This is a genomic window from Vibrio spartinae, assembly GCF_024347135.1.
GTDB classification, from domain to species: Bacteria; Pseudomonadota; Gammaproteobacteria; order Enterobacterales; family Vibrionaceae; genus Vibrio; species Vibrio spartinae.
This window is the reverse complement of the sequence record NZ_AP024908.1, coordinates 826278-851124: the sequence shown is the minus strand read 5'-3', so window position 1 is coordinate 851124 and position 24847 is coordinate 826278. Positions and strand designations below refer to the sequence as shown.

The window sequence follows — 24847 nt, the reverse complement described above, 5'->3', positions numbered from 1 at the left end:
CACGCATGTCTGCCGCTGAAGTCAATTTTGACGGTTTAGTCGGGTTGACCCACAACTATGCCGGGTTGTCATTCGGCAATGTCGCTTCGACCAGCAACAAGAGTCAGGCTGCCAATCCGAAGTTGGCCGCTCTGCAAGGGTTGCAGAAGATGAAAGCATTAGCGGATATCGGTTTAAAACAGGGGATTCTGCCACCTCAGGAGCGGCCTTGCATTGGGACGTTACGCCAGTTGGGATTTTCCGGAAGCGATGCTCAGGTACTGACGCAGGCCGCGCAGCAAGCCCCGGAAATTCTCACCGCAGTGAGTTCTGCTTCTTCGATGTGGGTCGCGAATGCGGCCACGATCTCACCGTCGGCAGATACGCAAGATCAACGGGTACATTTTACGGTGGCGAATCTGAATAATAAATTCCACCGGGCCATTGAAGAAGAGACCACAGGCAATGCGCTGCGCAGTATCTTTTCCGACCCCGATCATTTTGTCCATCATGCGGCATTGCCACAGCAGTTGGTGATGGGGGACGAAGGCGCTGCGAACCATAATCGTCTATGTCAGCATTATGGGGCCGCCGGTGTGGAAGTTTTCGTCTATGGTCGTCAGGTTTATGGCGGGCAAGTTGAACCCAAGCGTTATCCGGCACGCCAGACTCGTGAGGCCAGCCAAGCCATTGCCCGTCTCCATCAATTGGATCCGGCAAAGACGGTTTTTGTTCAACAAAATCCTGAAGTGATTGATCAAGGGGTGTTTCATAACGACGTGATTTCCGTCAGTAATGGCCCGGTACTGTTTCATCATCAGGAAGCATTTCTCAATCCATCCGCGGCATTTGCTGAGATTCGGGCCAAGCTGGCTGCGGTCGCGTGTGAATTTATTCCGATCGAAGTCCCGAGCGCACAGGTATCAGTTGCTGACGCAGTTAACACTTATCTGTTTAATAGCCAGCTTTTAACCAAACCCGATGGTAAGATGCTGATTGTCGTCCCGCAGGAAGCCCGAGAACATGAAAGGGTGTGGCGCTATCTTTCCGAACTGATACAACGCGACGGTCCGATCGATGCAGTGCAGGTCTTCAATTTACGGGAAAGTATGCGTAATGGCGGCGGTCCGGCTTGTCTGCGTTTGCGTGTTGTTTTGAATGAAGCTGAAATTCAGGCAACCAATCCGCATGTACTGATGAATGATGACGTTTACCGGACGCTCACGAACTGGGTCGAGAGACATTATCGCGATCGCCTGTCGGAACATGATCTGGCTGATCCACAGTTGCTGCTCGAGAACCAGACCGCGCTGGATGAATTGACCCGGATTCTGCATTTAGGATCCATCTATCCGTTTCAGCGTTAATCGGTAGGAAGGAGAACAAGATGAAGGATTTTCTTCACACGATGTTACAAGGACCAATGCTACAAGGACAGGGACAACCTCCGCAAGTGACCTCTGGTGAGAACGCTGAGTTAACCTGGCAATGGCTGGCGGATGGCGTCTTGCTGCTGGAACCGAAAGTCGCAGCAACTGATGTCAAACATGTCTTGATGTCGGCAGGTGTGCATGGCAATGAGACAGCCCCGATCGAAATTCTGTCACGGCACGTCAACCGCTTGTTAAACGGGGAAATGCCATTGGCAGTTCGCTTATTGGTGGTATTCGGTAATCCGGATGCGATTCGGGCCGGGGTTCGCTACCAATCGGTGGATCTGAATCGATTATTTCATGGTTACCATCGTCATTACCCAGAGTGCTCGGAGACTCAGCGCGCGATTGAGCTGGAAAATATTGTCGAAACCTTTTTTGCCGATACCAGCACCGAACGATTTCATTTTGATCTGCATACCGCGATTCGCGAATCCTTTCATCTCCGCTTCGGGCTGTTACCACAAAAGACACTGGCTTCAGACGACTTTCTCCACGGCTTGATCGGCATGGGGCTTGAAGCACTGGTGATTAACCCGATTCCCGGTGGCACATTCAGTTATTATACTCATGCTGTGTTGCAGGTGCAGAGTTGTACGCTTGAGTTAGGCAAAGCCCGGGCATTCGGTGAGAATGACCTCAGCCAGTTTGCCGCAGCAGATAAAGCACTGGCATGTTTTATTTGTGGTGAAACATTTTCTGCCGATATGTTGGCACCGATTAAGGTTTATCAGGTTGCGCGTGAACTGAAAAAATTATCGGATGATTTTCATTTTATTGATGTCAGTGATGATGCTAAAAACTTCACCAATTTTGCACAAGGGACGCTGATTGCCCAAGATGGCGACGTGATGTATCGGGTCGAACACGCCAATGAATGGCTGATTTTCCCGAATGCCGGGGTGAAGACCGGTCTGCGCGCAGGTTTAATGCTGGCAGAGGCCGATCTCGATGCATTAATGTAAGTTGGGAGCCGTTATTGTTAATACTGCTCCTGCGTGGTGATGGGGAGATGCCTGTCTTGGGGTTCGACGCGGTTTCTTCCCTGTTGTTTGGCTCGGTAGAGTCGTTTGTCCGCGAGTTGGTATAGGGTTTCTAATGATTCACCATTCATCCGGGTCGCAATCCCAAAACTAGCGGTAATCTGAATGTCTTGCGCCTCGTCACGGAATGGCGTTGCTGCAATGGTGGCGCGTAAATGTTCTGTATAAGCGAGCGCCTGTTCTGCATTTGTATCAGGGAGTAATATCACCATTTCTTCACCGCCCCAGCGCGCAATAATATCATTTTCTCGTGTATGCCGTTTGAGCAGCTTGGCAATGTGGCTCAGGGTAAGATCACCGATGTGATGTCCGTATGTATCATTAATTTGTTTAAAGTGATCGATGTCCATCATCACGAAACTGAGTATTTTTTTCGTACGGTTCGACTGTTGAATGCACTGGTGACCGGCTGCCATAAATGAACGCCTGTTGAACAGATTCATTAATGGGTCATATGACGACAGATATTCTGCTGTGATTCTCTGTTGCTCAAAATCTTTCAATCGATAAGCCACGATTACGGCGAGAATCGTCGCCTCAAAAACCACGCCGAAAACCGCCCCGTTATAGCTGTAATAGTTATAAGGAATGACCCCCCAGACTGAAAATGTGGTAATGAGCAGACCTAACATGCTGCACATCACTGCAATCAGAAAATATAGCGTGTCTTTGGTTTTATTCAGGTTTAAAACACCCAGTAAGATCATCAGCATTGTGGTCAGCGATAGAAATTTAAATGCAAATTTGGTTGCCCAAAGATGCATGTTTAAGCTGATCAGGGTCACCATCGTCAAGATGCCCAAGCCACTATAGATCAACAGTGTCAGATTTAATTTGGGCGAGTGTTGATGGATTCGCAGAAAGTGAGAGACAAAGACTAATCCGGAGACGCCATGAAAAACCATCATGATCAGGGTGAGATTATTTTCGATAAACAGTGAATTGGAATACAACCAAGCGAAGCCATAGCCATTGTAAGAAATATTGACGATGATAAAACAGCTGATGTAGAGCGAGTAGAAAAGTGCATCCAGCTGTTTTATTGACAGGTATAAAACAAGGTTCATCCCGACCAAGGCCAACAAGATGCCATACAAGATACCCGACGTAACATGGATTTGTGCGTCAAGGGTTCTGGATTGATAAGCATCGAGTAAAGCAATCGGGAGCGTCAATGGATCGAGTGATTGACCACGGATGAAAATCTGGCTTTGCCCGGGAGGAAGTTTCATATCAAACACAAAACCAACACCGGGTAACAGATGTGAGTCTGCAACCTGCTCATCCCCGGAATGCCATGTCTGGATGACTCCTTGGTCATTGACCAAGTAAATTGCCAGACTATCTACCCATGGTTGCGCTGCATTGAGACGCCGGTATTGTTCAACGTGCGTATGATTTTGCACATTTAACTTAATCCACGTTGCGCGTTTGTTGATGCCGAATGACATAAAGTCTTGAGGCGGATGTTGGTTTTCTCCGCTGCGAAAGTGTTGCTCAGCTTGCGCAAACGATAAGGGGGTTGTGCTGTCTTCGTGAAAATATGTGACATCTGTCAGCAATGTCGGAATGCTATTGTGATGACCTGTCGCAGCAAAAGCATTTTGACAATAAATGGTCATCAAAAAAATAATCAATACAAAACGCACCATCATAATTGCTTATTCTGTTTTGGACGAAAAATGGGGTGGAAAAGGTCACATCATCTGGAATTATTTGAATAGGATGACATGTCATACTAGCATTTTTAGAGATGATGCCATGGTTCGGGATGGCATTAACCTGATATAGGCGTAGTTATCTTTAATTATCTCAATAGCGATACAGTTTACATAATTTATCTTGTCACTGTTTAAACAAACGCAGCGCGAATCCACTGCGGTGATGTGGGGCGGTGTGAGATAATCGAGGCAACTCAGGCGCGTTTTATTGGCAGATGAATCGTAAATGTGCTGCCTTTTCCCAGCGTAGAATCAACCTCAATACGTCCACCGTGTTTTTCGATAATGCCATAAGTGACCGAGAGCCCTAGCCCGGTGCCTTTGCCGATGGGCTTGGTGGTGAAAAATGGATCAAAAATGTGGGGAATCATGTTTTCATCGATACCCACGCCGTTGTCACAAATCGTGATGACAGCCTGATCCTGCGCGACAGCAGTTTGGATGATAATGGTGCCCCATTCGGGAATGGCCTGAGCTGCGTTCATCAACAGATTGAGGAAAACCTGATTGAGTTGAGATGGCAGACATTCAACCGGAGGAAGTGTGCCATATTCGCGTATCACCTCTGCTTTGAATTTGATTTCATTCCAGACAACATTGAGTGTACTGTCGATGCAGCTGTGAATATCGGTGGTTTGCCATTCACAATTACCGGGACGTGAAAAATCGCGCAAATCTTGCACAATTCTCCGAACGCGTGCCACACCATCGATGGATTCGTTCACTAAGGTGACAATGTCAGCTCGCAGATAATTGATGTCAATGCTGTGTTTATAGGCATCGAGCCGGGCTTGAATTTCAGGCGGCAATACGGCTTCGTATTGAGCATATTGATCATGCAGTGCCAATAATTGTTCAACATAGCCTTTCAGCATATCGAGGTTAGAATTGACAAAACCGATCGGATTGTTCACTTCATGGGCAACGCCTGCGGCCAATTGACCAATTGATGCCAGCTTCTCTGATTGCAAGAGTTGATTGTGGGCATCCTCCAGTTTTTTGATCAATTTACGTTGCTCTTCGCGTTCCTGGGTTAAGTCGTGGTTGATGCGCTCATTTTCACGCAATGCGGATTCGAGTTCAGCCGTGCGACGGCGGACTTGATTTTCCAGCATCACCGCATCCTGAAACAGACCGTAGTTGCCGGACAATTTGTTTGCCTCACGCTCGGCCCGATCCATCAGTGAGGTGACGACTTTATTGAGGCGGTGAATCTCCTGACGCAGAGATGCTTCATCTTTGGCTGACTCAGTCATTAATGTCTTCCTTATTGCCGAATCCTGCCTCTTTATCAAGCTCTGTCTCGTGACTAAATATAATACCGGTCAGCGTTTGATTAATATGGACTCCCCCAAATTGTTCGCCATAGGTACTGAATCCTACCGCATTGTATTGGCTGAATAATTCACCGATAGCCGCTTTGCTGCCATCCTGGGTGGCTTCCAGATTCCGCAATATACAGTCAAACACTAACATGCCCTGAATATGCGCGAAGTGTTCCTCTAGCGCTTTTAACGTTGTGGTTAACTTATCGAGCATGTTTTCACCGTGAGCGACTCTGAGCACGACACCTTCATCGATGGCACAATAGAAGGTCAGGCTACCATCCAGGTTGGCATGTTGGATCGAGCGAACAAAATCCGTCCCATCAATCATGACCACCACTGGCCAAGCGGCAAAGTGAGTCGAAGTCAGCTGATTGGGGTCAACGTTGACGAGGCGGGCATATTCTGCGGCTGCCGGCAATCCATTGATTTCTTTGACGACTCGGTTCTTGGCATCGACTTCGGTAACCACCATTCGCTCACAGCCAGAGACAAAGTGTTGTGTTTTAAACAGATGAAACTTAAGGGAGGTATTGATCAGGATCAGCGCAGCACTATCGGGATTGAATTGCCCGTCGGCAAAGATCCAAGTCTGTTCAAAGCTCAATTCGTCACCGGCAGAACCACCAACCATCTGAATACTACCGAGGCCGTCTTGTAAAGCATGAGTAACCGGTTCTTCGCGCACAGAGAGTCCATCAATCAATAAGAAGCCAAAATTTTGGTTGGTTTCAATATAAGCGTCAGCACTTTCCAACTGACGCCGGAGATCTTGGGCAAAGGTGCGACCATAAGCGATGTCAAAAGATTGGAGTTGATCCAGATGGCCTACGACTGCGGTACAACATGTCGCAGAAAAGCTGATACCCGTCAGACTATGGTTCAGATAACCCGCCGGACCAATTTCACCTGCGGTGGTGCAACCCACCACTAATTCATCAGGAAAGTGCTGCTGAATGGCTGTCGTGAGTTGCTGTAAATCATAATTGCTGGAACAGAAGAAAATAACCAACGCCATCTGTGGCTGACAAATTTGTGTCCGAAGTTCTGCAACGGCTGTTGCTGCATCTGGTGCGCAAGAATGGCCTGTCAGAATCGGATTCGGTTTACCCATAACTGCCTCCGGAGGTGACCGTTGTATGTCTTACCAATGGATGGGAGCACGATGTTGTTATCAAATGATCGTTCAACTTATCTCGCCCACCCTTGGTAAACACTGATTCTCACCCATACCCACATTAGTTCAGTATAGATGTCCTTTATGTAAGCCGTTATAAGAATTGTCATTTGCATACCACCGCTGGAGGAGGCAAGCGTGATATGCATGCTTGTTTCGCTATAGGTATAGTTCGTCGCCAACAGAAAGATCAAAAATGCGCCGTAGAATTTGTGATCATCATCTGTGCCCTGTGCTGCAAATCACGTTTTTTCCCGATACCTTCATGTGGGATTGATTCGATAAATATGAATGGAAGGAAATGCTTTCTTTGATGATGAGAGGGCAGTACACTTTGAGCTGCTTATATGCTTACTGAGGAACACTTTTGCCCATGGATATCGTGAATCTACTGTTTAATAATGTACTAACAGTGCCTGTCGCACTGCTTATTTTTGTATTCTTTTTACTGAAGTCCTCTATTATTTTTGTCCCTCAGAATCAGGCTTATCTGATCGAACGGTTTGGCAAATATCTGTCAACCAAAGAAGCCGGATTACATTTTTTGGTGCCCTTTATTGATCGGATTGCTGCTGACCGTTCATTAAAAGAACAGGCCGTTGATGTCCCCCAACAGAGTGCGATTACCCGAGATAACATTTCCCTGCATGTCGATGGTGTGCTGTATTTTCGGGTGCTTGACCCATATAAAGCCAGTTATGGTGTTGATGACTATATTTTTGCAGTGACTCAGCTATCTCAGACAACCATGCGTTCTGAGCTGGGTAAAATGGAGTTAGATAAAACCTTTGAAGAGCGTGATGCGCTGAACACCAATATCGTCTCTGCTATCAATGAGGCGGCAGGCCCTTGGGGGATTCAGGTGTTGCGTTATGAAATCAAAGATATTATTCCGCCTCAATCTGTCATGGAAGCCATGGAAGCCCAGATGAAAGCTGAGCGGGTCAAGCGGGCTCAGATTTTGGAATCAGAAGGGGATCGTCAGGCCGCGATTAACCGTGCTGAAGGTGAGAAACAGTCAATTGTGTTGTCAGCAGAAGCCGATAAAGCCGAGCAAATACTCCGTGCAGAAGGGGAAGCCAAAGCCATTATTGCCGTGGCGAATGCACAGGCGGAAGCCCTGCAAACTGTGGGTGAATCAGCCAATACGGAAAGTGGTCAGAAAGCGGTTCAGCTTGAACTGGCGACCAAAGCGATTGCAGCGAAAGAGGCGATTGCCAAAGAGTCGTCCATGGTGATTTTGCCGGACAATGCGACAGATGCCAGTTCTATCGTGGCACAGGCGACCTCGATCATCAGTCAGTTGAATAAGAGCCGATAATGGATTTTATTATAGCGCACTTGGTGCAGGTATTAGCCGTAACGGGATTAATCCTGTTAGTGGTTGAAGTGTTGGTGCTGGGCGCGAGCACGTTTGTGTTGTTATTGGTGGGGATGGGGCTCTTACTGGCTTCTCTGTCCATGTATTTCGAATGGATTCCCACCACATGGCAATGGGCGCTGGTGGCGACAACCTTCTATACACTGCTTTCCGGTGGCGTATTGTGGCCGATTTTTAAACGTGCTCAGAAAAAGCCTGAACACACGAATGTACACAGTGATCTGATTGGTCACACTTTTGTACTGCCGCAAGATACCACACCGGAAAAACCGACATCGTATCGTTTCTCTGGTATTGAGTGGCGTTTGATCACCCAAGCGCCATTAACCAAAGGAACTCTAGTAGAAGTGATTCATTTGCAAGTCGGTGAATTATTCATCCGGGCAAAATCGTAACGCAATCGATACGACAACCAAGCCCTCTATCAATCAAGCCCCCTATCGGGTTAATAATTGCCTGATAGGGGTTTTTTGTAGGTTCAGCTTTTTAGTCTGGACCAAAAACAGTTCGCCACAGGCAAATGCATCGCTGGCTGCCGAATGTGAACAGTAATCGGGCAGGTGATAGTAACGGCGTAAATCATCCAACTGGTAGCTGTCATGTTGTCTGCTTTTTCCTGCGTAACTAAACCGTTTTTCAATATCGAGCGTATCGACAAAACAGGCCGGAAACGATTGCAGCTGATAATGATGTCGGAGAAAGGTTGCGATGAAACATTTTTCTATCTGACAATGATGCGCCAGTAATATTTTCCCCTGTGCCCGTTCCAACAGCCGATTCATCCCATCGGCCAGAGAGATGCCTTGCGCCAAGGCGTGCGGTGTCAGCCCGTTGATTTGTGCCGTCTCCGGTTTGATAAACTGACCATGGTTGATCAACAGCTCTTCATGACTGGCGATATCAATAGCTTCTAAGGTTAAATCAACCATCCCAATCGAGAGCACCTGATCGTGTGCGGGTGCCAGACCTGTCGTTTCGAAATCAAGCGCCAGAAACCGGAGGTTGCTGAGTGGCGTTGCTGGCTGAACAAAGGGATGAGACAGATATGCCTGCAATGCCGCCGACCAACGCGGATCCATTTGAATCCGTTGCCGGAGCGTTTCAGCGTCGGATGGATATTTCCAGTGTCGCAGCCAGTCTGTGAGCATCATGGGTCTTCCTTGATATGGTCTATCTTCCTTTGACGAATTTCAGCTTGGCGACATCCTGTAATTCGCTGATGATCTTAAACGCATCTTTCAAGTGTTTGCGTTCAAAGCTGCTGAAATGATCGGGAATAATATGATTGTTCGGTGTCGCTCCGGCCAAAATTGCATTCAATTGATGGCGAAAACGAACCTGCGTGATAAAACGGTAGGCGCCAATAATGTTTTCACAACTATCCTGAGACAGTACACCGTGCCGGGCTGCATAGCGGAAGCGCTCTTCCGTGCCGGTCAGAGACCCTCCGGCGGCAAGACTGAAAATTCTTGCCAGATCAATGATTAGATTCAGTGCATATTTTTTAATATTCAGGGTATTGCTGTTTTGCCCGCTTTTTTCGAGAACCAGATGATTGAAAATCCCGAGAGGGGGCTGCGTTTCAACGGCATCACGGACCAGTGCCGGAATAAACCCGGAGCTTTTTTGGATACAATCATGCAAATGGTGTTGAATCTGATCAACCAGCTCTCGTTTCCCATAAATGGCCCGGACTTCAAGAAATACACTAATGCTCAGTAGCCGGTTATATTCCGGGCTGGATACCCATTTTTGATAGTATTCTTGCCAACGGGAGACCGGTTGGCACCATTTCGGGGACGCGGCCATGTAGCGACCATCACATACGGGATAGCCACAGGCTGCCAGTGCATTGCAGACGCGCATCGCCAGATGTGTAAAATAGAGTTTATGTTCATCACTGGCATGATCCGAAAGGACCAAGGCACTATCCTGGTCGGAAAGCATGTGGACTTCATTACGTGCATGCGAGCCGGCAACCACCCAGGCATATTCGCAGGGTGGCGAGCCGAGGATTTCTTCACTGAGTTGAATGATGCGACGTGTAAAAGCATCCATCATCATGGACATGATCTGTCCTTGAATTTCAGCACTCACGCCCCCTTCGACTAACGCCTGAAATATAGTTTCCCGCTCGCTTTTGAGGTTAGCCAACGCATTGACTGAACTGGCGTATTTGATTTTTTCGAGCAGAAACAGCGACTGGGTACGATGGTTGTGAACCAGATGAGTGGTGGTGAGTAGCCCTGTGACTCGCTTGCCGGTTAAGACCGGTAAACAGCGGATGTTATATTGCATCATCAGTGAGATGGCTTGGATGACTTTGGCATTGTGTTCGATCAAATGCGGATGTCGTGTCATGACCGTTGTAATCGGCTCATCAATGTCGCGTCCGGTCGCAACGACCGATTGCGTCATATCCCGATCCGTCACCAGACCGACAATGTCTTGATCCTGCATGACGACAGCGCAGGAACTGCGTTGCTTGTCATGGGGCATATTGCCGCACATCATGCGTGCCACATCTCGGATACTGTCGTGACAGTTGACGATCGTAATATTCTCACTGGCGATTTCTCCGACCGTCCGGAAGAAAATCCCTTTGGCTTCTTTTTTACTCACATCGTTTACTGCGGAAGTGAGCCGGATATTGGCCTGAGCAGCAAAATAGTCAGCAAAATCCGGATAGGTCTCACAGACCAGCGTCAGCTCCTGATGGGGAATTAAATACAGCAGCGAATCATCAATGGCCTGTGCCTGATAGCCGTCTTCTGCATTCACCAGTGGTTTGAGAAAGGTAAAGCCAAATTGATCATCCTGGCCGAGTCTGGCCCGTAGCTCACCCGTCTGAGTTCGCTGTTCAATGGCACCGGTTCTGATGATGTAGAGATAGCGTTGTTCACACAGTGAGCTAAAATCAATCGCTTCGCCTTTAACGAGGTATTTGACTTTGACTGTATCGGCAATCGAAGCAACCAACGCGGGCGGTAACTTATCGAACGGGTCGATTCTGACCAGAAAATCATGGATGTTAGGCGTGATCGACGTACTCATATATTCATTCTACCCTGATGCTGTTCTGCGCTATTATAGCGTTGCATGCAAAGATGAACAGTATTTTTAAAATACCTTTTCAAAAATTTGAATTTGTGCAACTATTGCGCAAGTAATTGTTCGGATTTATGACTGTTTTTGTTTTTATTCAATTGATTATATTTACTTTTTTGTAAATTTCAGGGTGAGAGTATTGCTGTGGGTGACACAATTTTTGTCAATGATACATTGGCGCAAGCATTAGGTTTGGTCAGTTTTGCGTTAGGGCTTTCGACTTTTTATCAGAAGAATGATCGGCGTCTGAAAATCGTGATGCTGGTTTTCAACCTGAATCACTGTATTCATTATCTGTTACTGGGTTCAACGGTTTCGGCACTGAGCACAATGTTGTCTGCCGCACGAACCACCACCGCTATCTTTGTCTCTTCGATCCGCGTTGCTGCGGTCTTTATTGTGATCACTCTCGTCAGCGGTGTATGGATGGCAGATCATTGGTGGGATCTCTGGTCAGTGGTGGGGACAGTTATCGGCACCTATTCAGTTTTCTGCCTTTCCGGTATTAAAATGCGGATCGGGTTTCTGTTGGGCGGAATATGCTGGCTCACCAATAACATGATTGTGGGCTCAATTGGTGGGGTTATGTTGGAAACCTCGCTATTGAGTATGAACCTGTTAACGATATATCGCATTCATCGACAAGCGAGAAATTTGTTGGTGAAAACGCCGGAATGTTAAATATGATGGCACCATTTTTACGATAAGCTCACATGACGTCTCATGGTAATGACAGCCCACACCGCCTCACTGTGAGACCCTCCTTCCAAACATGTTCCCCGATTTGAATGCCCGGACTGCTTGTCCGGTCTGACCACACTTATATTCATGATATTTCCATTCATTCTGATCCATAAATCGGTAATATCAATTGAGTTCAAAATAAAAATAGTAGGAGAACATCCTAATGACGTTTCGTATTTGTCAGAAAAGACCGCCAGCCATTGTTGGTCGGTTTTCTCGGTCTCGCGTTGGGCGACAGTGGCTTGGGCTATGGATTTTAATCAGTGGATTAACCGCGTGTTATGATGATGCGCGTCCGGTGACGGTTGAGCCAAAACCAATTCGTCCGGTCAAAACCATGGTGGTCTCATCGGTGAAAACCACGCCGGTTGTGACACAAGTCGGTGATATTGAAGCCTATCAGCAAACGGTGCTGGGGTTCCGTATCGCCGGACGTGTGCTTGAGCGTCGGTTTGATGTCGGTGATCTCGTGCATCAAGGGACGGTTTTAGCGACCTTGGATCCCAGTAATGCGAATAATGCACTCAAGCAAGCCAACGCTGAACTGGATAATGCGAAATCGGCGGCAACCCTCGCCCGGCGAACCCTTGCCCGGATGAAAAAACTATTACCCAACGGGGCGATCTCGCGCGCTCGTTACGATGAGGCAAAATCAGACTGGCAAGCCGCTGCTTCCCAGCTTGACAGGGCTCAGGCTGCCGTCAAAGATGCGCAAGACAATTTACAGTTTACTCATCTGATTGCGCCACAAGATGGCGTGATCAGTGAGACCAATGCCAACCCCGGACAGGTTGTCAGTGCGGGGCAACAGGTCTTTAAACTCGCCTACAATGGTCAGTTGGACGCCGTGTTTGAAGTGCCGGAGCAGGTTTTACAGACTCGGATTGAAGACCCGCAAATTACGGTCTCGCTTCTCTCCAATCCTGAGATCAAAACACGCGCTAAATTACGCGATATCACCCCGCAGGCCGACCCGTATACCCGGACATACCGCGTCCGGGTTACGCTGATTGATCCGCCAGAATTGATGGGGCTGGGCGCGATTGTCAAAGGGCAATTACAACTCCCCACCATTGATCAGGTTATCGTGCCGAAAGCCGCTTTGACGCGTCAAGGCGATCAGCCGGCTGTTTATGTGGTCGATGGACAGAGCAGTGAGCTTCGCCTGAAGTTGATAGCGGTCACTCGCTACAGCGACGATGCGCTTTATGTCTCCTCAGGGCTTGATGCCGGTGATCAGGTTGTCATTGCCGGTGTCAATCAACTGCAACCCGGGTTGAAAGTCCGCCTGATGCAGGGAGAGTAATGATGGCATCTCATTCATCTGAAGAGCGCTTCAACCTCTCCGCTTGGGCACTGGAAAATCAACAAATGGTGTCGTTTTTGATGTTGATGATCGTTGTCATGGGGATTATCAGTTTTCAAAATTTACCGCGTAATGAAGATCCAGAGTTTACTGTCAAAATTGCGGTGGTTTCGGCGCATTGGCCGGGGGCGACGATTGAAGAAACCACGCAGTTTCTAACCGATAAGTTAGAAAAGAAGCTACAAGAGATCCCTTATCTTGATCATTTGAGAAGTTATACCCGAGCCGGAGAAACGGTCATTTTTGTCAACTTACGCGACAGTACACCGCCAGACCAAGTGGCGGATATCTGGTATCAGACGCGTAAGAAAATGTTGGATCTGTCCCCTGAGCTGCCGAGTGGTGTTATCGGCCCTGCGGTCAATGATGAATTTGCCGATACCTTCGGGACGATTTTCGCATTCACGGCCGATGGATTCAGCATGAAAGAGCTGCGTCATAAAGTGGATGACGTGCGGTCAATCCTGATGCGAGTGCCCTACGTCAGTAAGATTGAAGTGATGGGCGCACAGGAGCAACAGGTTGTGCTGGCCATTTCATCCAAGCGGCTGGCAGGGCTCGGATTGAATCTCAAAGAGGTGATTGACAGTTTACAGGCACAAAATGCCGTGACGCCAGCAGGCGTGATTCGGACGGATGATGAACGGATATCTGTTCAGGTCAGTGGTGCATTCCGCTCGGCCGAAAGCCTGAAAGAGATTGTACTACGCATCCATGATCGTTTTATTCCCCTGCGCGATATCGCCAACATTTATACGCAAGCCGAACAGCCCCCGAAACCAGCGTTTCGGGTCAATGGCAAGGCGGCTATCGGGCTGGCGATTTCGATGTCGCCTGATGGCAATATGTTAAAATTCGGGCAGGACTTACGTCACGCAATGTCCCGGATTCAGAATCATTTGCCATATGGGATTGAAGTCACCACCGTGGCCGACCAATCCGCAGTGGTCAAAGATGCCGTCGGTGGTTTCGTCAAGGTACTGATCGAGGCGGTCGTGATAGTGCTCGCGGTGTCGTTTGTGTCTTTGGGCACCAGAGCTGGCTTGGTCGTCGCAGTGTCAATTCCGATTGTGCTCGCCATGACTTTTTCCGGGATGGAGATTGCCGGTATCGGTTTTCAGCGCATCTCTCTCGGGGCGTTGATCATCTCGCTCGGCTTGTTGGTTGATGATGCCATGATCACAATTGAAGCGATGGTTTCCAAGTTGGAAGATGGCTGGCCGCGGAAAAAAGCGGCTGCGTGGGCTTATCAAAATACCGCATTTCCCATGTTAACGGGAACACTGGTAACTATTGCAGGCTTTATTCCGGTCGGATTCGCGGCCTCAGGCGCCGGGGAATATTGCTATTCGCTGTTTGTGGTGGTGATGGTATCACTTGCCAGTTCATGGATTGTTGCCATTCTTTTCTCGCCGTTATTAGGGGTATGGTTATTACCGGAGAACCGGAAAGCTCATCAGACCAGGCAAGGACGATTTTCTGCCGGGTATCAGCGGTTGATGGATGGTGTCCTTTACCATCGATGGAAAACCATTGTTCTGGCGATATCTTTGTTGGTCGCCGCCGGTGCGTTATCTGAACGGCTCCATTCTGAATTCTTCCCGGCATCTGACCGTCCTGAGCTGCTTGTTAGTTTGAGATTACCGGCAAATGTGGCTCAGACTGACACGCTGGCTGAGGTCAAAAAACTGGAAGCTCAGTTGGCAAATAACCCTAAAGTGGCGCTGTTTTCGAGTTACGTTGGTTCCGGAGCCGTGCGATTCTATTTGCCGATGGATATTTTGCTGAATCAGGAAAATATTGCCCAAGTTGTCGTCGTGGCTAAAGATATTGAGCAGCGCAACACGCTGCGCAAAGAGTTACAAACCATCATGCAGCGTGATTTCGGAGAATGGATTACACGTGTCTCGCCATTAGAACTTGGGCCGCCGGTCGGTTGGCCGTTGCGTTATCGGGTCAGTGGGCCGGATCTGAATCAAGTTCGGGCATATGCCCAGTCACTGGCGAATGTGGTTGCTGAACATTCGGACACCCGGGATATCAACCTGACATCCGGAGAACCACAGCGCTTACTGCGTGTCGATGTTGATCAAACTGCCGCCCGGGCTGTCGGGCTGAGCCGCCAGCAAATTGCAGAACAGTTGGCGACGATTTTCTCTGGTCAGACAATTACATCACTACGGGAAGGGATTCATCCGGTCAGTATTGTGGTGAAAGGTGGCGTGAGTGAGCAGCAGGATATTGAAACAATAGAGAACCTGCAAATTTCGCTCGGTCAGGATCAAGTCATTCCACTCAGGCAAGTGGCAACAGTCGAATATACCATTACGGATCCGATTATCTGGCGACGTCAGCTGGAACCTTTTATTACTGTCCAGACAGATATCGCGCCCGGGATCATGGCAGAGAAAGTCTCTTCCGAGTTAGTCCCTCAGATCGAAGCATTCAGGCAGCAGTTACCTGCCGGTTACGAAGTCACAGAAGAAGGCACTGTCAGCGAGTCAGAAAAAGGGAATGAGTCAATTTACGCGGTTTTACCGGTAACGCTCATTGTGATGCTGACCTTGTTGATGATTCAGCTCCGGCGTTTCTCCAGCATGATGCTGGCATTGTGTACCGCACCATTTGGGTTGATCGGGATTGTCGCAGCGATGTTACCCACAGGCACCCCCGTCGGTTTTGTCGCGTTGCTTGGCGTGATTGCCTTGGTCGGTATGATTATTCGTAATGCGGTGATTCTGATTTCTGAGGTGGATGATAATCTGAAGCGAGGCAATGGGGCGCATCAGTCGATAGTCATGGCTGCAACACATCGTGCCAGACCCATTCTGCTGACGGCTTTTGCTGCCATTCTTGGCATGATTCCAATTGCCAGACAAGTTTTCTGGGGGCCAATGGCATATGCCATCATTGGTGGATTAATGGCGGCAACCGTGATTACGTTAACGGCATTACCGGCTGCGATTAGTCTGGTCTTACAGTGGGAAAAGCGGGGAGTATCACAGCAAGAGACATAAACGCTTTCCTATTGCTAGCAGCGCTGCCAATGTATGGTAGCGCTCTTTTTTAAGAAGTACCTCGAAAGCGTTATAATGTGATGAATTATTTAGAGTGAATATTATCTGAGGTCCGACTTTTCACTTGAATTTAATATTCATTTGATTGAGTATTTATGTGTGTTTTTTCAGCGAATTACTTGTTGTGAAAATAATATTTTAACTCGTTGAAATTATTTAATAGTAAAAATTTAATAAATTGGAAATATTTAAAAATTACAAGTTTTATCTAATTAGATTAAATATTCTAAATTAATTAAACCTCCAAATGGTAATGATGTGTAAATAACATTAAATTTAATATAATTGAATCTGTAATGATACGCAAAATAATTTATTTGTTTTGATGACAAGTGTTTTTTTATTGAGAGAATGTTGCTGCCTACATATAAAACACAGAGGTGGTGTTATGAACAATATTAGTAAAAAATTACCAGATTTTATTCAGTCAAAGATCAATTTTCATATTCATGACTTAATTGAATTTAATAAAAACGGGAAACATCTTGTTTTAGGTAAGCGTCCCAGTAGTAAAGATATTGTAATGCAAAGTAATGATTATTTATGTTTGGCAAATAATAGCACTATAAAGCATCAAATGGTCGACTCAATTATGAGAATGGATGATAGCATCTTAATGTCTGCCATTTATCTGCAAGATGAAAATTCTAAGCCGTCTATAGAGCAGCGACTTTCAGAATTTACTAACTTTGATAGTTGCTTACTCTCACAATCTGGGTGGAACGCTAACGTTGGGTTATTACAAGCAATTTGCTCTCCGGATACGAATGTTTATATTGATTTTTTCACTCATATGTCAGTATGGGAGGGGGCTCGATATGCAAATGCGAAAGTACATCCGTTTATGCATAATAACATGAAGCATCTACGAAAATTAATTAAAAGACATGGCCCGGGAATCATTGCTGTCGATTCGATATACAGTACATTAGGTACGATCACACCATTGAAAGAGCTTGTTGAGATTGCAAAAGAGTTTGGCTGTGCGACTGTGATTGATGAATCTCACTCTTTGGGTATCTATGGTAAACATGGGGCTGGTTTGATTGAGGAGCTGAATTTATCAAGAGAAGTTGATTTTATGACTGCCAGCCTAGCTAAATCTTTTGCGTACAGAGCCGGTGCTATATGGGCAAATAATAATGTTAATCAGTGTATACCTTTTGTGAGTTATCCTGCGATATTTAGTTCTGCTCTATTGCCTTATGATATCGATACACTTAGTGCCATATTAGATTTAATCTCTGAATCAGATGATCGAAGACATCGTCTCTTTTATCTCTCAGATAAACTCAGAAAAGGACTCATTCAACTCGGTATTAAAATTAGAAGTCAGTCTCAGATCATATCAATAGAAACTGGAGATGAGGGAAATACTGAGTTAGTCCGTGATATTTTAGAAAATAATGGAATATTTGGGGCTGTTTTTTGCCGTCCAGCGACGCCTAAGAATAGCAACCTAATTCGGTTTTCCTTGAATAGTTCTATGACGGATAGTGATATTGATAAAATATTATCCGTCTGTCATTTATTAGTTCAAAATGATGAGGTGTTTTTTAAATAGGTTATAGCATAGTGTTGAATTTCTATGTGTCGATATGATACCTATATTATATCCAGTCTGCTAATTTATCCAGTAAGTTAGCAGTATCTGCTGGCTTAATAATATAGTCATTCATACCTGAATTCCGAATCCGTTTCAGCGTTGGTGTATTGGTATCACCCGTGTGACCAAGAATTGGAATATGTCGATAAGGTTTCTGGGAACGGCGAATCGTACTGGTTGTTTCGATGCCATCAAGAACGGGCATCTCAATGTCCATCAGAATCAGGTCAACCTCGTGCATTTCTATCGTTCCCAGAGCCTCTTGACCATTTGATGCCTGTAAAACATGGTAGCCCTGCTTCTCTAAAAGAATGGCAGTCAGATTACGCACTGAATGATTATCGTCCACGATCAAGATGCATTTTTCGGTGCGCTCCTGCTTGAGCGGGATCACGTTTCTATCGGCTTCAATTCTTTCTGGCAGCTCAAAAAATAAGTGATATAAAATCGGGGAGCTTTGATCAAGTAGATAGTTTCTTTCCAGCGGATAGACAGAAAGATGGCGCTCGATATGGATCGGATACTGGCTGCCGGCATCATAAATATAATGAATTTGCGCTTCAGAGAAATGAAGCTGAGATTCCAGAACAGTAAGCAGATCCCACTGACGATTTACTTGGTTGAGATCGACCATAATCACGTCAAACTCGAAATCATATTCTTTGCGCTTGACCGCTTCTGTCAATGTGATGCTCTCGATATGAAACCCCATCTGCTGTGCCTGTTTTTTCAGCCGCAGTCGAAGGTCACTCTCGTTGCCAATGTAAAGTAAGGACTTCGCATTGACCAATTCTTCTTTGAGTTTTCTCATTTCCGAAGATGACTCGGTCGGGAATAAGAGTGTAAATTCAGTCCATTGCCCTAACTCGGAAGTACATTCAATTTTGCCACCGAAAGCTTCCATAATGCGTCGGCAGAATGGTAATCCCAAGCCGTATCCTCCATTTTTACCGTGTGTATAGAAGTCTTGAAAAATGTCTTGCAGGTGCTCTTTAGCAATCCCGGCGCCATTGTCTGTAACCGTTATTTGATTCCACTTTTCTTGTTTGGTAATCGAAATATTAATATTAAAATTTTCGTTATTTTGGTAATAGAATGCATTTTTGAATAAATTGTAAAAAGCATACTTTAGTAAAATATCACTGCCCAGAAATCTGAAATCATCTTCGATATTAATATTAATAGCCAGCCGATCCAGTGGGTTTTTATAACTGAACGATTGGATGGCATGTTGTGCAATATCACTGGCAGCGTAGATTTTGAACGTCGATGTCGGAATTCGGTTTTGATCTATAGAAGTAAGGAGCAGATTGATGGTTTCATTCGCAGAATCAACCGTGTTACTCATATTGTCAAGCAGCTCATTGACCGTCTGATAATCACGTTGTTCGATCGTGTAATGGGGGACCGAGTCGGTCGGATGCTTAGTATGAAGCAGCGATTGAAGCAGGTCTACAGATGATCTGATGGCACTGAGTGGGTTACGCATTTCATGAGCAATCCCTGCACCGAAGGATTTCGCAATTGAAATTTTGGCTTCATGTACATTCTTACCTTTTACATAGAATATGCTTCCATATATATAAACAAATAAAAAAATGGGTATGTAGGACCATTCAACTGACGCAGTCATCTGGTGATCATTGACATAATAAGCGGAGGTATAGGCAAAGATGAATGAAATAACGGCCTGAGACAGCATGACCTTGGTTTCATAGATGACGAGAATATGCAGAAATATTGAGGCCAACAGAGACATAACCCAAATCGTGGACCAATTGTTCATAATCAGCATATAGCCGAAAAAGAAAGGTAAAGATATTCCCACTGTCACGAGATAATAATGTGGGAGGTAACGCATTAATGAAGGATGAAGATACTTCCGAAAAACGAGCGGAATAAACAAAATAGAACAGAACAGACGTAATCCCAAAGTCTCATAAGGCTGAGGGTAAAGAGTTCCCCAGATATAGTAATAGAGAGGAAATCCTATAACCCCCATACAACTAATAAATGTAAGGTTAGGTTCTATATGTTGGTATATTTTCTTGATAGCACTCATGGATTTTCTAGCCCAAACCGAACAATTGTCTGTTAGATTACGGTCACGATGTCAGCAATGTGATGGTCTAACTTTTATATTTTGTAACGACAAGACTACCTGATTATACATCTAAGAGAAATGCCCTTTTGTATTAAGCATGTGTTTTATATGGCTGTTGTGGAATATGGGATTGATAAGCGGTGAGCTGCTGATGATTTTTATTCTCTTTTGTGTAAATAAAAGCAATTGAATTTATTATGATTAATTGGGTTTTGTGTTGATTTGATGGGGGCTCAGATTGGCTGGATACTTTACTAAGCGACATTGTGTTGTTCAAAGTTAAAGGGACTTCGATGCCCGACGCAATAACGAGAGGCTTTACGCAATGAATCGTAACGATAGTTATCTTCGCATCAATAACAAGGAACTGGGGCGCTGTCGGAAATGTAATTTAAACCGGTGAAAGTAATTGCGCACCAAATCACTGTACCTCAATTTTTATATCCCTAGTCTTCGGCTCCAAATTGTGACGCACAATTGTGTTTTCCGATTTCATAGGCATGGGTACTCTGTGCGCCAGTTCATCTTTCAGAGATGAAAGACGAACCAGAAAATCTTTTTTGTTTGGCTAAGGCGCGCGTTGTCCAGAACCCGCTTTTACGGGCGTCCTGCCCGGAAAAGCCTAACCATTCTTCCATGAATGGTTTTCTTGGTTGAGTGGCTTATTTGAATTGAGAGAAACATTTTAAGAGCCGACTTGAACGATGATCTCAGGGTAAAATTCAGGGATGAATTTTAAGCTTTTCGTGAGCAGGAGCGAATAAAAGCGACCCTGATAACGCGCACCAAAACGCGACTTGCAAAGTTTTATCTCCCAGTCTCCGGCCCCAAAACTGGAACATTGCAGTGCCGACACCATCCGTCTAAACACAGAAATGTTATCTCCATTCAAAAAATCGCCTTCCCAAAATCAAACTGACTTGATAATGCGTGAATCCTAACCTGCATGTTGCATATAATGGTCCGACTTGCAGATTAATTTTTATTTTATATCAATCATCTGACTGCGGTAGCGTGGTGGCTCAGGAAAGACTTGGTTAAACAGTGTTCAGTCACCATGTCCCAACAATCATAAAGAAAGCACACGAAGGGTGTTTACATGGCAACGTTAGGATTCAGACTCACCATTGATGGCATCAATGATGAGACATTGGTGGTCCGTGACTATCAGGGCGTCGAATCGATTTCAGACTCGGTGGATGATCAAGGTCAATCGGTCCATGGCTATCGGTATACTATCGATATTGCCAGTCGCAACAGCGACCTGAGTTTCGAGCAGATGGTCGATAGCAGTGCATTACTGGAAGTGCTGCGCGATCAGGAAGTGGTGCAAAAAGTGCACGGCATTATCCGCAACTTCAGCCGGGGCGATACCGGGCATCACCATACATTCTATTCACTGACGTTAGTGCCTTCTCTGGAAAGACTGTCGCTGCGCCATAACAGCCGGATCTTCCAGCAACTGGATGTGCCGGAAATTCTCTCGGTGCTGTTTCAGGAAATGGATATCAATGATTATGCGTTTTCGGTACGGCGTGAGTGTGCCAAACGCGAATACTGCGTCCAGTACCGCGAGACCGATTTAGAATTTTTCCACCGTCTGGCGGCTGAAGAAGGGCTGATGTACCACTTTGAGCATCAGCAAGACAAGCATGTGTTAGTCATCACCGATAATTCCGAAGGGTTCGGCCGTCTTGCCATGCCGGTACCGTATAACGCGCTGTCCGGCGGGGTGTTTGAAACTCCGTATGTCTCGACCCTGACCGAGCATAAACAAATGGACGTCAGTGACGTCCGACTGGGCGATTACAGTTTTAAAAAGCCATCCTACAATCTGGCCCAGTCCGCCACTGGCGCTGATATGAGTTATCAGCGCGGTGACTATGAGCACTTTGACCAGCCGGGACGATTTAAAGACGACCCCAGCGGTCAGGCGTTTACACAAATTCGCCTTGAAGCTTTGCGCCGACATGCGCATACCTTCAGCGGTAAAAGTAATGAGGTGCAACTTCAGGCCGGGAAGCGTTTTGATTTGATGGAGCACTTGGATGGTGAGATGAATCGCAATTATCTGCTGATTCAGGTCACCCATCAGGGCAGTCAGCCGCAAGCGCTGGAAGAATCCGGTGGCAGCGGTGCCACCACGTACGCCAACCAGTTTGCTGCGGTGGGCGGTGATCAGGTGTGGCGGATGACACCACGCAACAAACCAATCCTGAAATTTCCGACCATGGGGAAAGTGGTCGGTCCCGACGGCGAAGAGATCTATTGTGATGAGCATGGCCGGGTGAAAGTGCAGTTCCCATGGGATCGCTATGGCAGCTCGAATGAGCAAAGTTCTTGCTGGCTCCGCGTGACCCAAGGTTGGGCCGGCGCGCAATATGGCATGATGGCCGTACCGCGCATCGGGCATGAAGTGGTGGTGCATTTCCTCAATGGCGACCCCGATCAGCCAATCATTACCGGTCGGACTTACAACGCCAATAATGTGACGCCGTATCCGTTGCCGGAGCACAAAACCAAAACGGTGATCCGCACCGAAACTCACCAAGGCGAAGGTTATAACGAACTGAGTTTTGAAGATCAGTCGGGCAGTGAAAAAATCTATCTCCATGCGCAAAAAGATACCGACACGCTGGTCGAGAACGACGCGACCACGCATATCAAGCATAACCAAAGTACCACCATCGACAATGACCGTTACAGCCATATCAAGGTCAACGATCACCACACCGTCAGCGGTGAAGCGCGCACCAAAATCGCCAAAAGCCAGACACTGATGATTGAAGGCGAATTACATGTGAAAGCCGGTAAAGTGTGGGTCAATGAAGCCGGTACAGAAATCCACATCAAAGCCGGTGAGCATGTCGTTATTGAAGCGGGTAATGAAATCACCCTCAAAGCCGGTGGCAGCTTCGTTAAAGTCGATCCGTCCGGTGTTTCCCTCAGCGGTGCCGGGGTGAACCTCAACTCCGGTGGCAGTGCCGGGAGTGGCAGTGGGTTTGGTGGGGAGATGGCAGAGTTGCCGTTGTCTGATGGGGATAGAGTTGAACTAGGAGTCAGTTATGCCGACTAAAAAATCATTGGCTGAGATTGCAAGCCACCGCCAATGTCGTTTAGGTGAGAGAATTAATTTACCGGATGGAACACCAGTGAATGCAACGATTCATCTTGTGGATGAACTGGGAAATATACTGGATTCAATCCCTGAAGCACTGAAAGTTCTTGGGAAGAAGATTGAGCACTTTCTGAAAGTTGATGATTTAGTGAAGAAAAAGAATATTCCGGTTGAAAAAGTTTCGCGCGTTAAAATCGAGGTCGATATCGATCACGATAAAGCGAAGCAGAAAAACAACCAGTTAGTACTTGATGTTATCCCAACCGTTCTGAAGTCAGATTTATTAAAACCTTCGGAAGCTCTTAACAAGCTTGCGGTCAAGAAACGTAAATCTTATCGAAAAGGTGATAAGGGAGATGAAGTTGAGTTAATTCAGAAAGCTCTAATTCAGCTTGGGTTTGATTTAGGGGTTGCCGGTGCTGATGGTGATTTTGGAAAGAAAACAAAAGGTTCATTGGGGCACTTTCAACATGTTTATGTTCCTAGCCATAAAGTACATTTATCATACAAACTAGAATCAGCTAATGGAATTGTGGATCAGAACACAATACTGGCATTAGATGAGTCATTGAAAGAATCATGGACTCATAATCCAGATAAGTGTGAAGTAAATATTGATTTTGATTTCATCAAACAACTTGAAGGTAGTAAGAAAAATGGTTATGTTCCGGACCCAGAAAATAGTCAGAGTGGCGTTACTATTGGTTCTGGATTTGATCTTGGGGCTCGTTCATTAGCTGATCTAAAATCTCTTGGCCTTTCAGATAATTTAGTTACGAAGTTTACTCCATATTTAGGAAAGAAAAAGAAAACAGCTCAAGATTACTTAAAAAAACATCCATTATCTATAACTGATGATGAGTTGTCTTCTTTGGAAGAAAAAGTTAAAAAATCAGAAACAGATAAAGTTGTAAAGGCATATAATAATTCAGCAAGTAAAATAAAATTTGGTTGTTTACCAAAAGAAGCTCAAACTGTTATTGCATCTGTTTCTTATCAATATGGTAATTTGTCAACAGAAACAGTGAATTTTTGGAATCAAGCTATAAATCAAGATTGGAAATCTATGTATGAAAATCTTATGGATTTCGAAGATAAATATCCAACGAGAAGAAAAAAAGAAGCCAAACTTATAGGGAAAATATTATGAAAATTAGATTGTTTATTGTTTTAATAATATCAGCAAATTCATGTTGGGCATATTCATCGAAAGATATTTATGAGCATCTAGATATAACTTCATTTAATAGTTCCCTCATTCCTAAGATTTCTAATGATGAAAAGTATTTTTCTGATTTTAAATCATTTTCTCCTACAATAACAAATTCAAAAATAAATATTGAAAGTGAACATTGGAATTATACAATAAATATTGTCAAAGAGAATAAAAAAGGCATCTATGTTTGTTTTACTGATAAAGCCAAAGAAGGGAGCTATGATTCTCAGTTTCCTATGATAATAAGAAAATATGCTAATGATTATGTGGCTATTCAAAGACGAAGTAATGTTTGTGATGAATATTCTAAATGACCTTGGAAGTTTTAACACGTATGAGAATTTTTCGAAGAGATGGTCTATAGATAGTGATCTGAAAGATATAAACAAAGATAGAGAAAAATGCAAATAATATAAATTCTTATTCATCAGTAATCAATATGAGACGTT

Annotated in this window: 17 protein-coding genes; 11 read left to right on the top strand and 6 right to left on the bottom strand. The window is 45.6% G+C overall.

The features are described from left to right. Positions 1–5: 5 nt before the first annotated feature. Complete coding sequence (astB, locus tag OCU60_RS21480; RefSeq protein WP_074371213.1) at positions 6–1346, top strand: N-succinylarginine dihydrolase; 1341 nt, start codon at positions 6–8, stop codon at positions 1344–1346. Positions 1347–1366: 20 nt separating this feature from the next. Then, on the top strand, positions 1367–2377 hold the full coding sequence (gene astE, locus OCU60_RS21475; protein ID WP_074371176.1) for a succinylglutamate desuccinylase: 1011 nt from the start codon (positions 1367–1369) through the stop codon (positions 2375–2377). A 17-nt stretch (positions 2378–2394) separates the two neighbouring features. On the opposite strand, the gene OCU60_RS21470 is transcribed toward astE, so the two are convergent. The 3 genes from OCU60_RS21470 to OCU60_RS21460 all read right to left on the bottom strand — a co-directional run bounded on the left by OCU60_RS21470 (position 2395) and on the right by OCU60_RS21460 (position 6615). Further along, positions 2395–4110, bottom strand: a complete 1716-nt coding sequence (locus tag OCU60_RS21470) for a sensor domain-containing diguanylate cyclase (RefSeq protein ID WP_074371175.1) — start codon at positions 4108–4110, stop codon at positions 2395–2397. Between the two features lie 260 nt (positions 4111–4370). Then, entirely contained in the window at positions 4371–5432 is a 1062-nt protein-coding gene (locus OCU60_RS21465) for an ATP-binding protein (RefSeq protein ID WP_074371174.1), read from the bottom strand. Beyond that, positions 5425–6615, bottom strand: a complete 1191-nt coding sequence (locus OCU60_RS21460; protein ID WP_074371173.1) for an FIST N-terminal domain-containing protein — start codon at positions 6613–6615, stop codon at positions 5425–5427. Before OCU60_RS21460 ends, OCU60_RS21465 begins: the two co-directional genes overlap by 8 nt. 436 nt (positions 6616–7051) lie before the next feature. Between OCU60_RS21460 and OCU60_RS21455 the strand changes: the two genes are divergently transcribed. Both OCU60_RS21455 and OCU60_RS21450 read left to right on the top strand, forming a co-directional pair. Beyond that, positions 7052–7999: an SPFH domain-containing protein gene (locus tag OCU60_RS21455; protein WP_074371172.1), complete on the top strand. Its 948-nt coding sequence runs from the start codon at positions 7052–7054 to the stop codon at positions 7997–7999. Further along, the gene (locus OCU60_RS21450; RefSeq protein ID WP_074371171.1) at positions 7999–8454 is read left to right on the top strand and encodes an NfeD family protein; all 456 of its coding nucleotides are present in this window, start codon (positions 7999–8001) and stop codon (positions 8452–8454) included. The genes OCU60_RS21455 and OCU60_RS21450 overlap by 1 nt, the downstream gene beginning before the upstream one ends. A gap of 42 nt (positions 8455–8496) precedes the next feature. Here the strand turns inward: OCU60_RS21450 and OCU60_RS21445 are convergent, their stop codons facing one another. Continuing rightward, positions 8497–9210 (bottom strand): exonuclease domain-containing protein, encoded by a 714-nt coding sequence (locus OCU60_RS21445; RefSeq protein WP_370738650.1) that lies wholly within the window; start codon positions 9208–9210, stop codon positions 8497–8499. Between the two features lie 19 nt (positions 9211–9229). Then, a complete protein-coding gene (locus tag OCU60_RS21440) occupies positions 9230–11113 on the bottom strand; it encodes a DUF294 nucleotidyltransferase-like domain-containing protein (protein WP_074371170.1) in 1884 nt (627 codons plus the stop codon). A 198-nt stretch (positions 11114–11311) separates the two neighbouring features. Between OCU60_RS21440 and OCU60_RS21435 the strand changes: the two genes are divergently transcribed. The 4 genes from OCU60_RS21435 (at position 11312) to cqsA (ending at position 17918) form a co-directional block, all read left to right on the top strand. Further along, positions 11312–11848 carry a YgjV family protein gene (locus tag OCU60_RS21435; RefSeq protein WP_370738649.1) on the top strand — a complete coding sequence of 179 codons (537 nt, stop codon included), beginning with the start codon at positions 11312–11314 and terminating at the stop codon, positions 11846–11848. 226 nt (positions 11849–12074) lie between these two features. Next, a complete protein-coding gene (locus OCU60_RS21430; RefSeq protein WP_074371169.1) occupies positions 12075–13217 on the top strand; it encodes an efflux RND transporter periplasmic adaptor subunit in 1143 nt (380 codons plus the stop codon). Next, positions 13217–16294 (top strand): efflux RND transporter permease subunit, encoded by a 3078-nt coding sequence (locus OCU60_RS21425; RefSeq protein WP_074371168.1) that lies wholly within the window; start codon positions 13217–13219, stop codon positions 16292–16294. Before OCU60_RS21430 ends, OCU60_RS21425 begins: the two co-directional genes overlap by 1 nt. A gap of 448 nt (positions 16295–16742) precedes the next feature. Next, complete coding sequence (cqsA, locus tag OCU60_RS21420; protein WP_074371167.1) at positions 16743–17918, top strand: alpha-hydroxyketone-type quorum-sensing autoinducer synthase; 1176 nt, start codon at positions 16743–16745, stop codon at positions 17916–17918. Positions 17919–17964: 46 nt separating this feature from the next. Here cqsA and OCU60_RS21415 read toward each other — a convergent pair whose 3' ends face one another. Next, positions 17965–19746 carry a hybrid sensor histidine kinase/response regulator gene (locus OCU60_RS21415; protein WP_235862114.1) on the bottom strand — a complete coding sequence of 594 codons (1782 nt, stop codon included), beginning with the start codon at positions 19744–19746 and terminating at the stop codon, positions 17965–17967. Positions 19747–21163: 1417 nt separating this feature from the next. On the opposite strand from OCU60_RS21415, the gene OCU60_RS21410 reads away from it, so the two are divergent. From OCU60_RS21410 to OCU60_RS21400, 3 genes are read left to right on the top strand one after another with little or no spacing between them, the layout of a single operon-like run. Then, the gene (locus OCU60_RS21410; RefSeq protein ID WP_074371165.1) at positions 21164–23140 is read left to right on the top strand and encodes a type VI secretion system Vgr family protein; all 1977 of its coding nucleotides are present in this window, start codon (positions 21164–21166) and stop codon (positions 23138–23140) included. After that, entirely contained in the window at positions 23130–24332 is a 1203-nt protein-coding gene (locus OCU60_RS21405) for a pesticin C-terminus-like muramidase (protein ID WP_083602541.1), read from the top strand. Before OCU60_RS21410 ends, OCU60_RS21405 begins: the two co-directional genes overlap by 11 nt. Next, a complete protein-coding gene (locus OCU60_RS21400) occupies positions 24329–24712 on the top strand; it encodes a hypothetical protein (protein WP_074371164.1) in 384 nt (127 codons plus the stop codon). Before OCU60_RS21405 ends, OCU60_RS21400 begins: the two co-directional genes overlap by 4 nt. The last annotated feature ends 135 nt before the right edge of the window (positions 24713–24847 follow it).

Coding starts and splice junctions, on each gene's coding strand:
- OCU60_RS21445 (WP_370738650.1), bottom strand. CDS start 9,210: ATGATGCTCACAGACTGGCTGCGACACTGGAAATATCCATCCGACGCT.
- OCU60_RS21405 (WP_083602541.1), top strand. CDS start 23,130: ATGCCGACTAAAAAATCATTGGCTGAGATTGCAAGCCACCGCCAATGT.
- astE (WP_074371176.1), top strand. CDS start 1,367: ATGAAGGATTTTCTTCACACGATGTTACAAGGACCAATGCTACAAGGA.
- OCU60_RS21425 (WP_074371168.1), top strand. CDS start 13,217: ATGATGGCATCTCATTCATCTGAAGAGCGCTTCAACCTCTCCGCTTGG.
- OCU60_RS21470 (WP_074371175.1), bottom strand. CDS start 4,110: ATGATGGTGCGTTTTGTATTGATTATTTTTTTGATGACCATTTATTGT.
- cqsA (WP_074371167.1), top strand. CDS start 16,743: ATGAACAATATTAGTAAAAAATTACCAGATTTTATTCAGTCAAAGATC.
- OCU60_RS21440 (WP_074371170.1), bottom strand. CDS start 11,113: ATGAGTACGTCGATCACGCCTAACATCCATGATTTTCTGGTCAGAATC.
- astB (WP_074371213.1), top strand. CDS start 6: ATGTCTGCCGCTGAAGTCAATTTTGACGGTTTAGTCGGGTTGACCCAC.
- OCU60_RS21455 (WP_074371172.1), top strand. CDS start 7,052: ATGGATATCGTGAATCTACTGTTTAATAATGTACTAACAGTGCCTGTC.
- OCU60_RS21460 (WP_074371173.1), bottom strand. CDS start 6,615: ATGGGTAAACCGAATCCGATTCTGACAGGCCATTCTTGCGCACCAGAT.
- OCU60_RS21465 (WP_074371174.1), bottom strand. CDS start 5,432: ATGACTGAGTCAGCCAAAGATGAAGCATCTCTGCGTCAGGAGATTCAC.
- OCU60_RS21415 (WP_235862114.1), bottom strand. CDS start 19,746: ATGAACAATTGGTCCACGATTTGGGTTATGTCTCTGTTGGCCTCAATA.
- OCU60_RS21450 (WP_074371171.1), top strand. CDS start 7,999: ATGGATTTTATTATAGCGCACTTGGTGCAGGTATTAGCCGTAACGGGA.
- OCU60_RS21410 (WP_074371165.1), top strand. CDS start 21,164: ATGGCAACGTTAGGATTCAGACTCACCATTGATGGCATCAATGATGAG.
- OCU60_RS21400 (WP_074371164.1), top strand. CDS start 24,329: ATGAAAATTAGATTGTTTATTGTTTTAATAATATCAGCAAATTCATGT.
- OCU60_RS21430 (WP_074371169.1), top strand. CDS start 12,075: ATGACGTTTCGTATTTGTCAGAAAAGACCGCCAGCCATTGTTGGTCGG.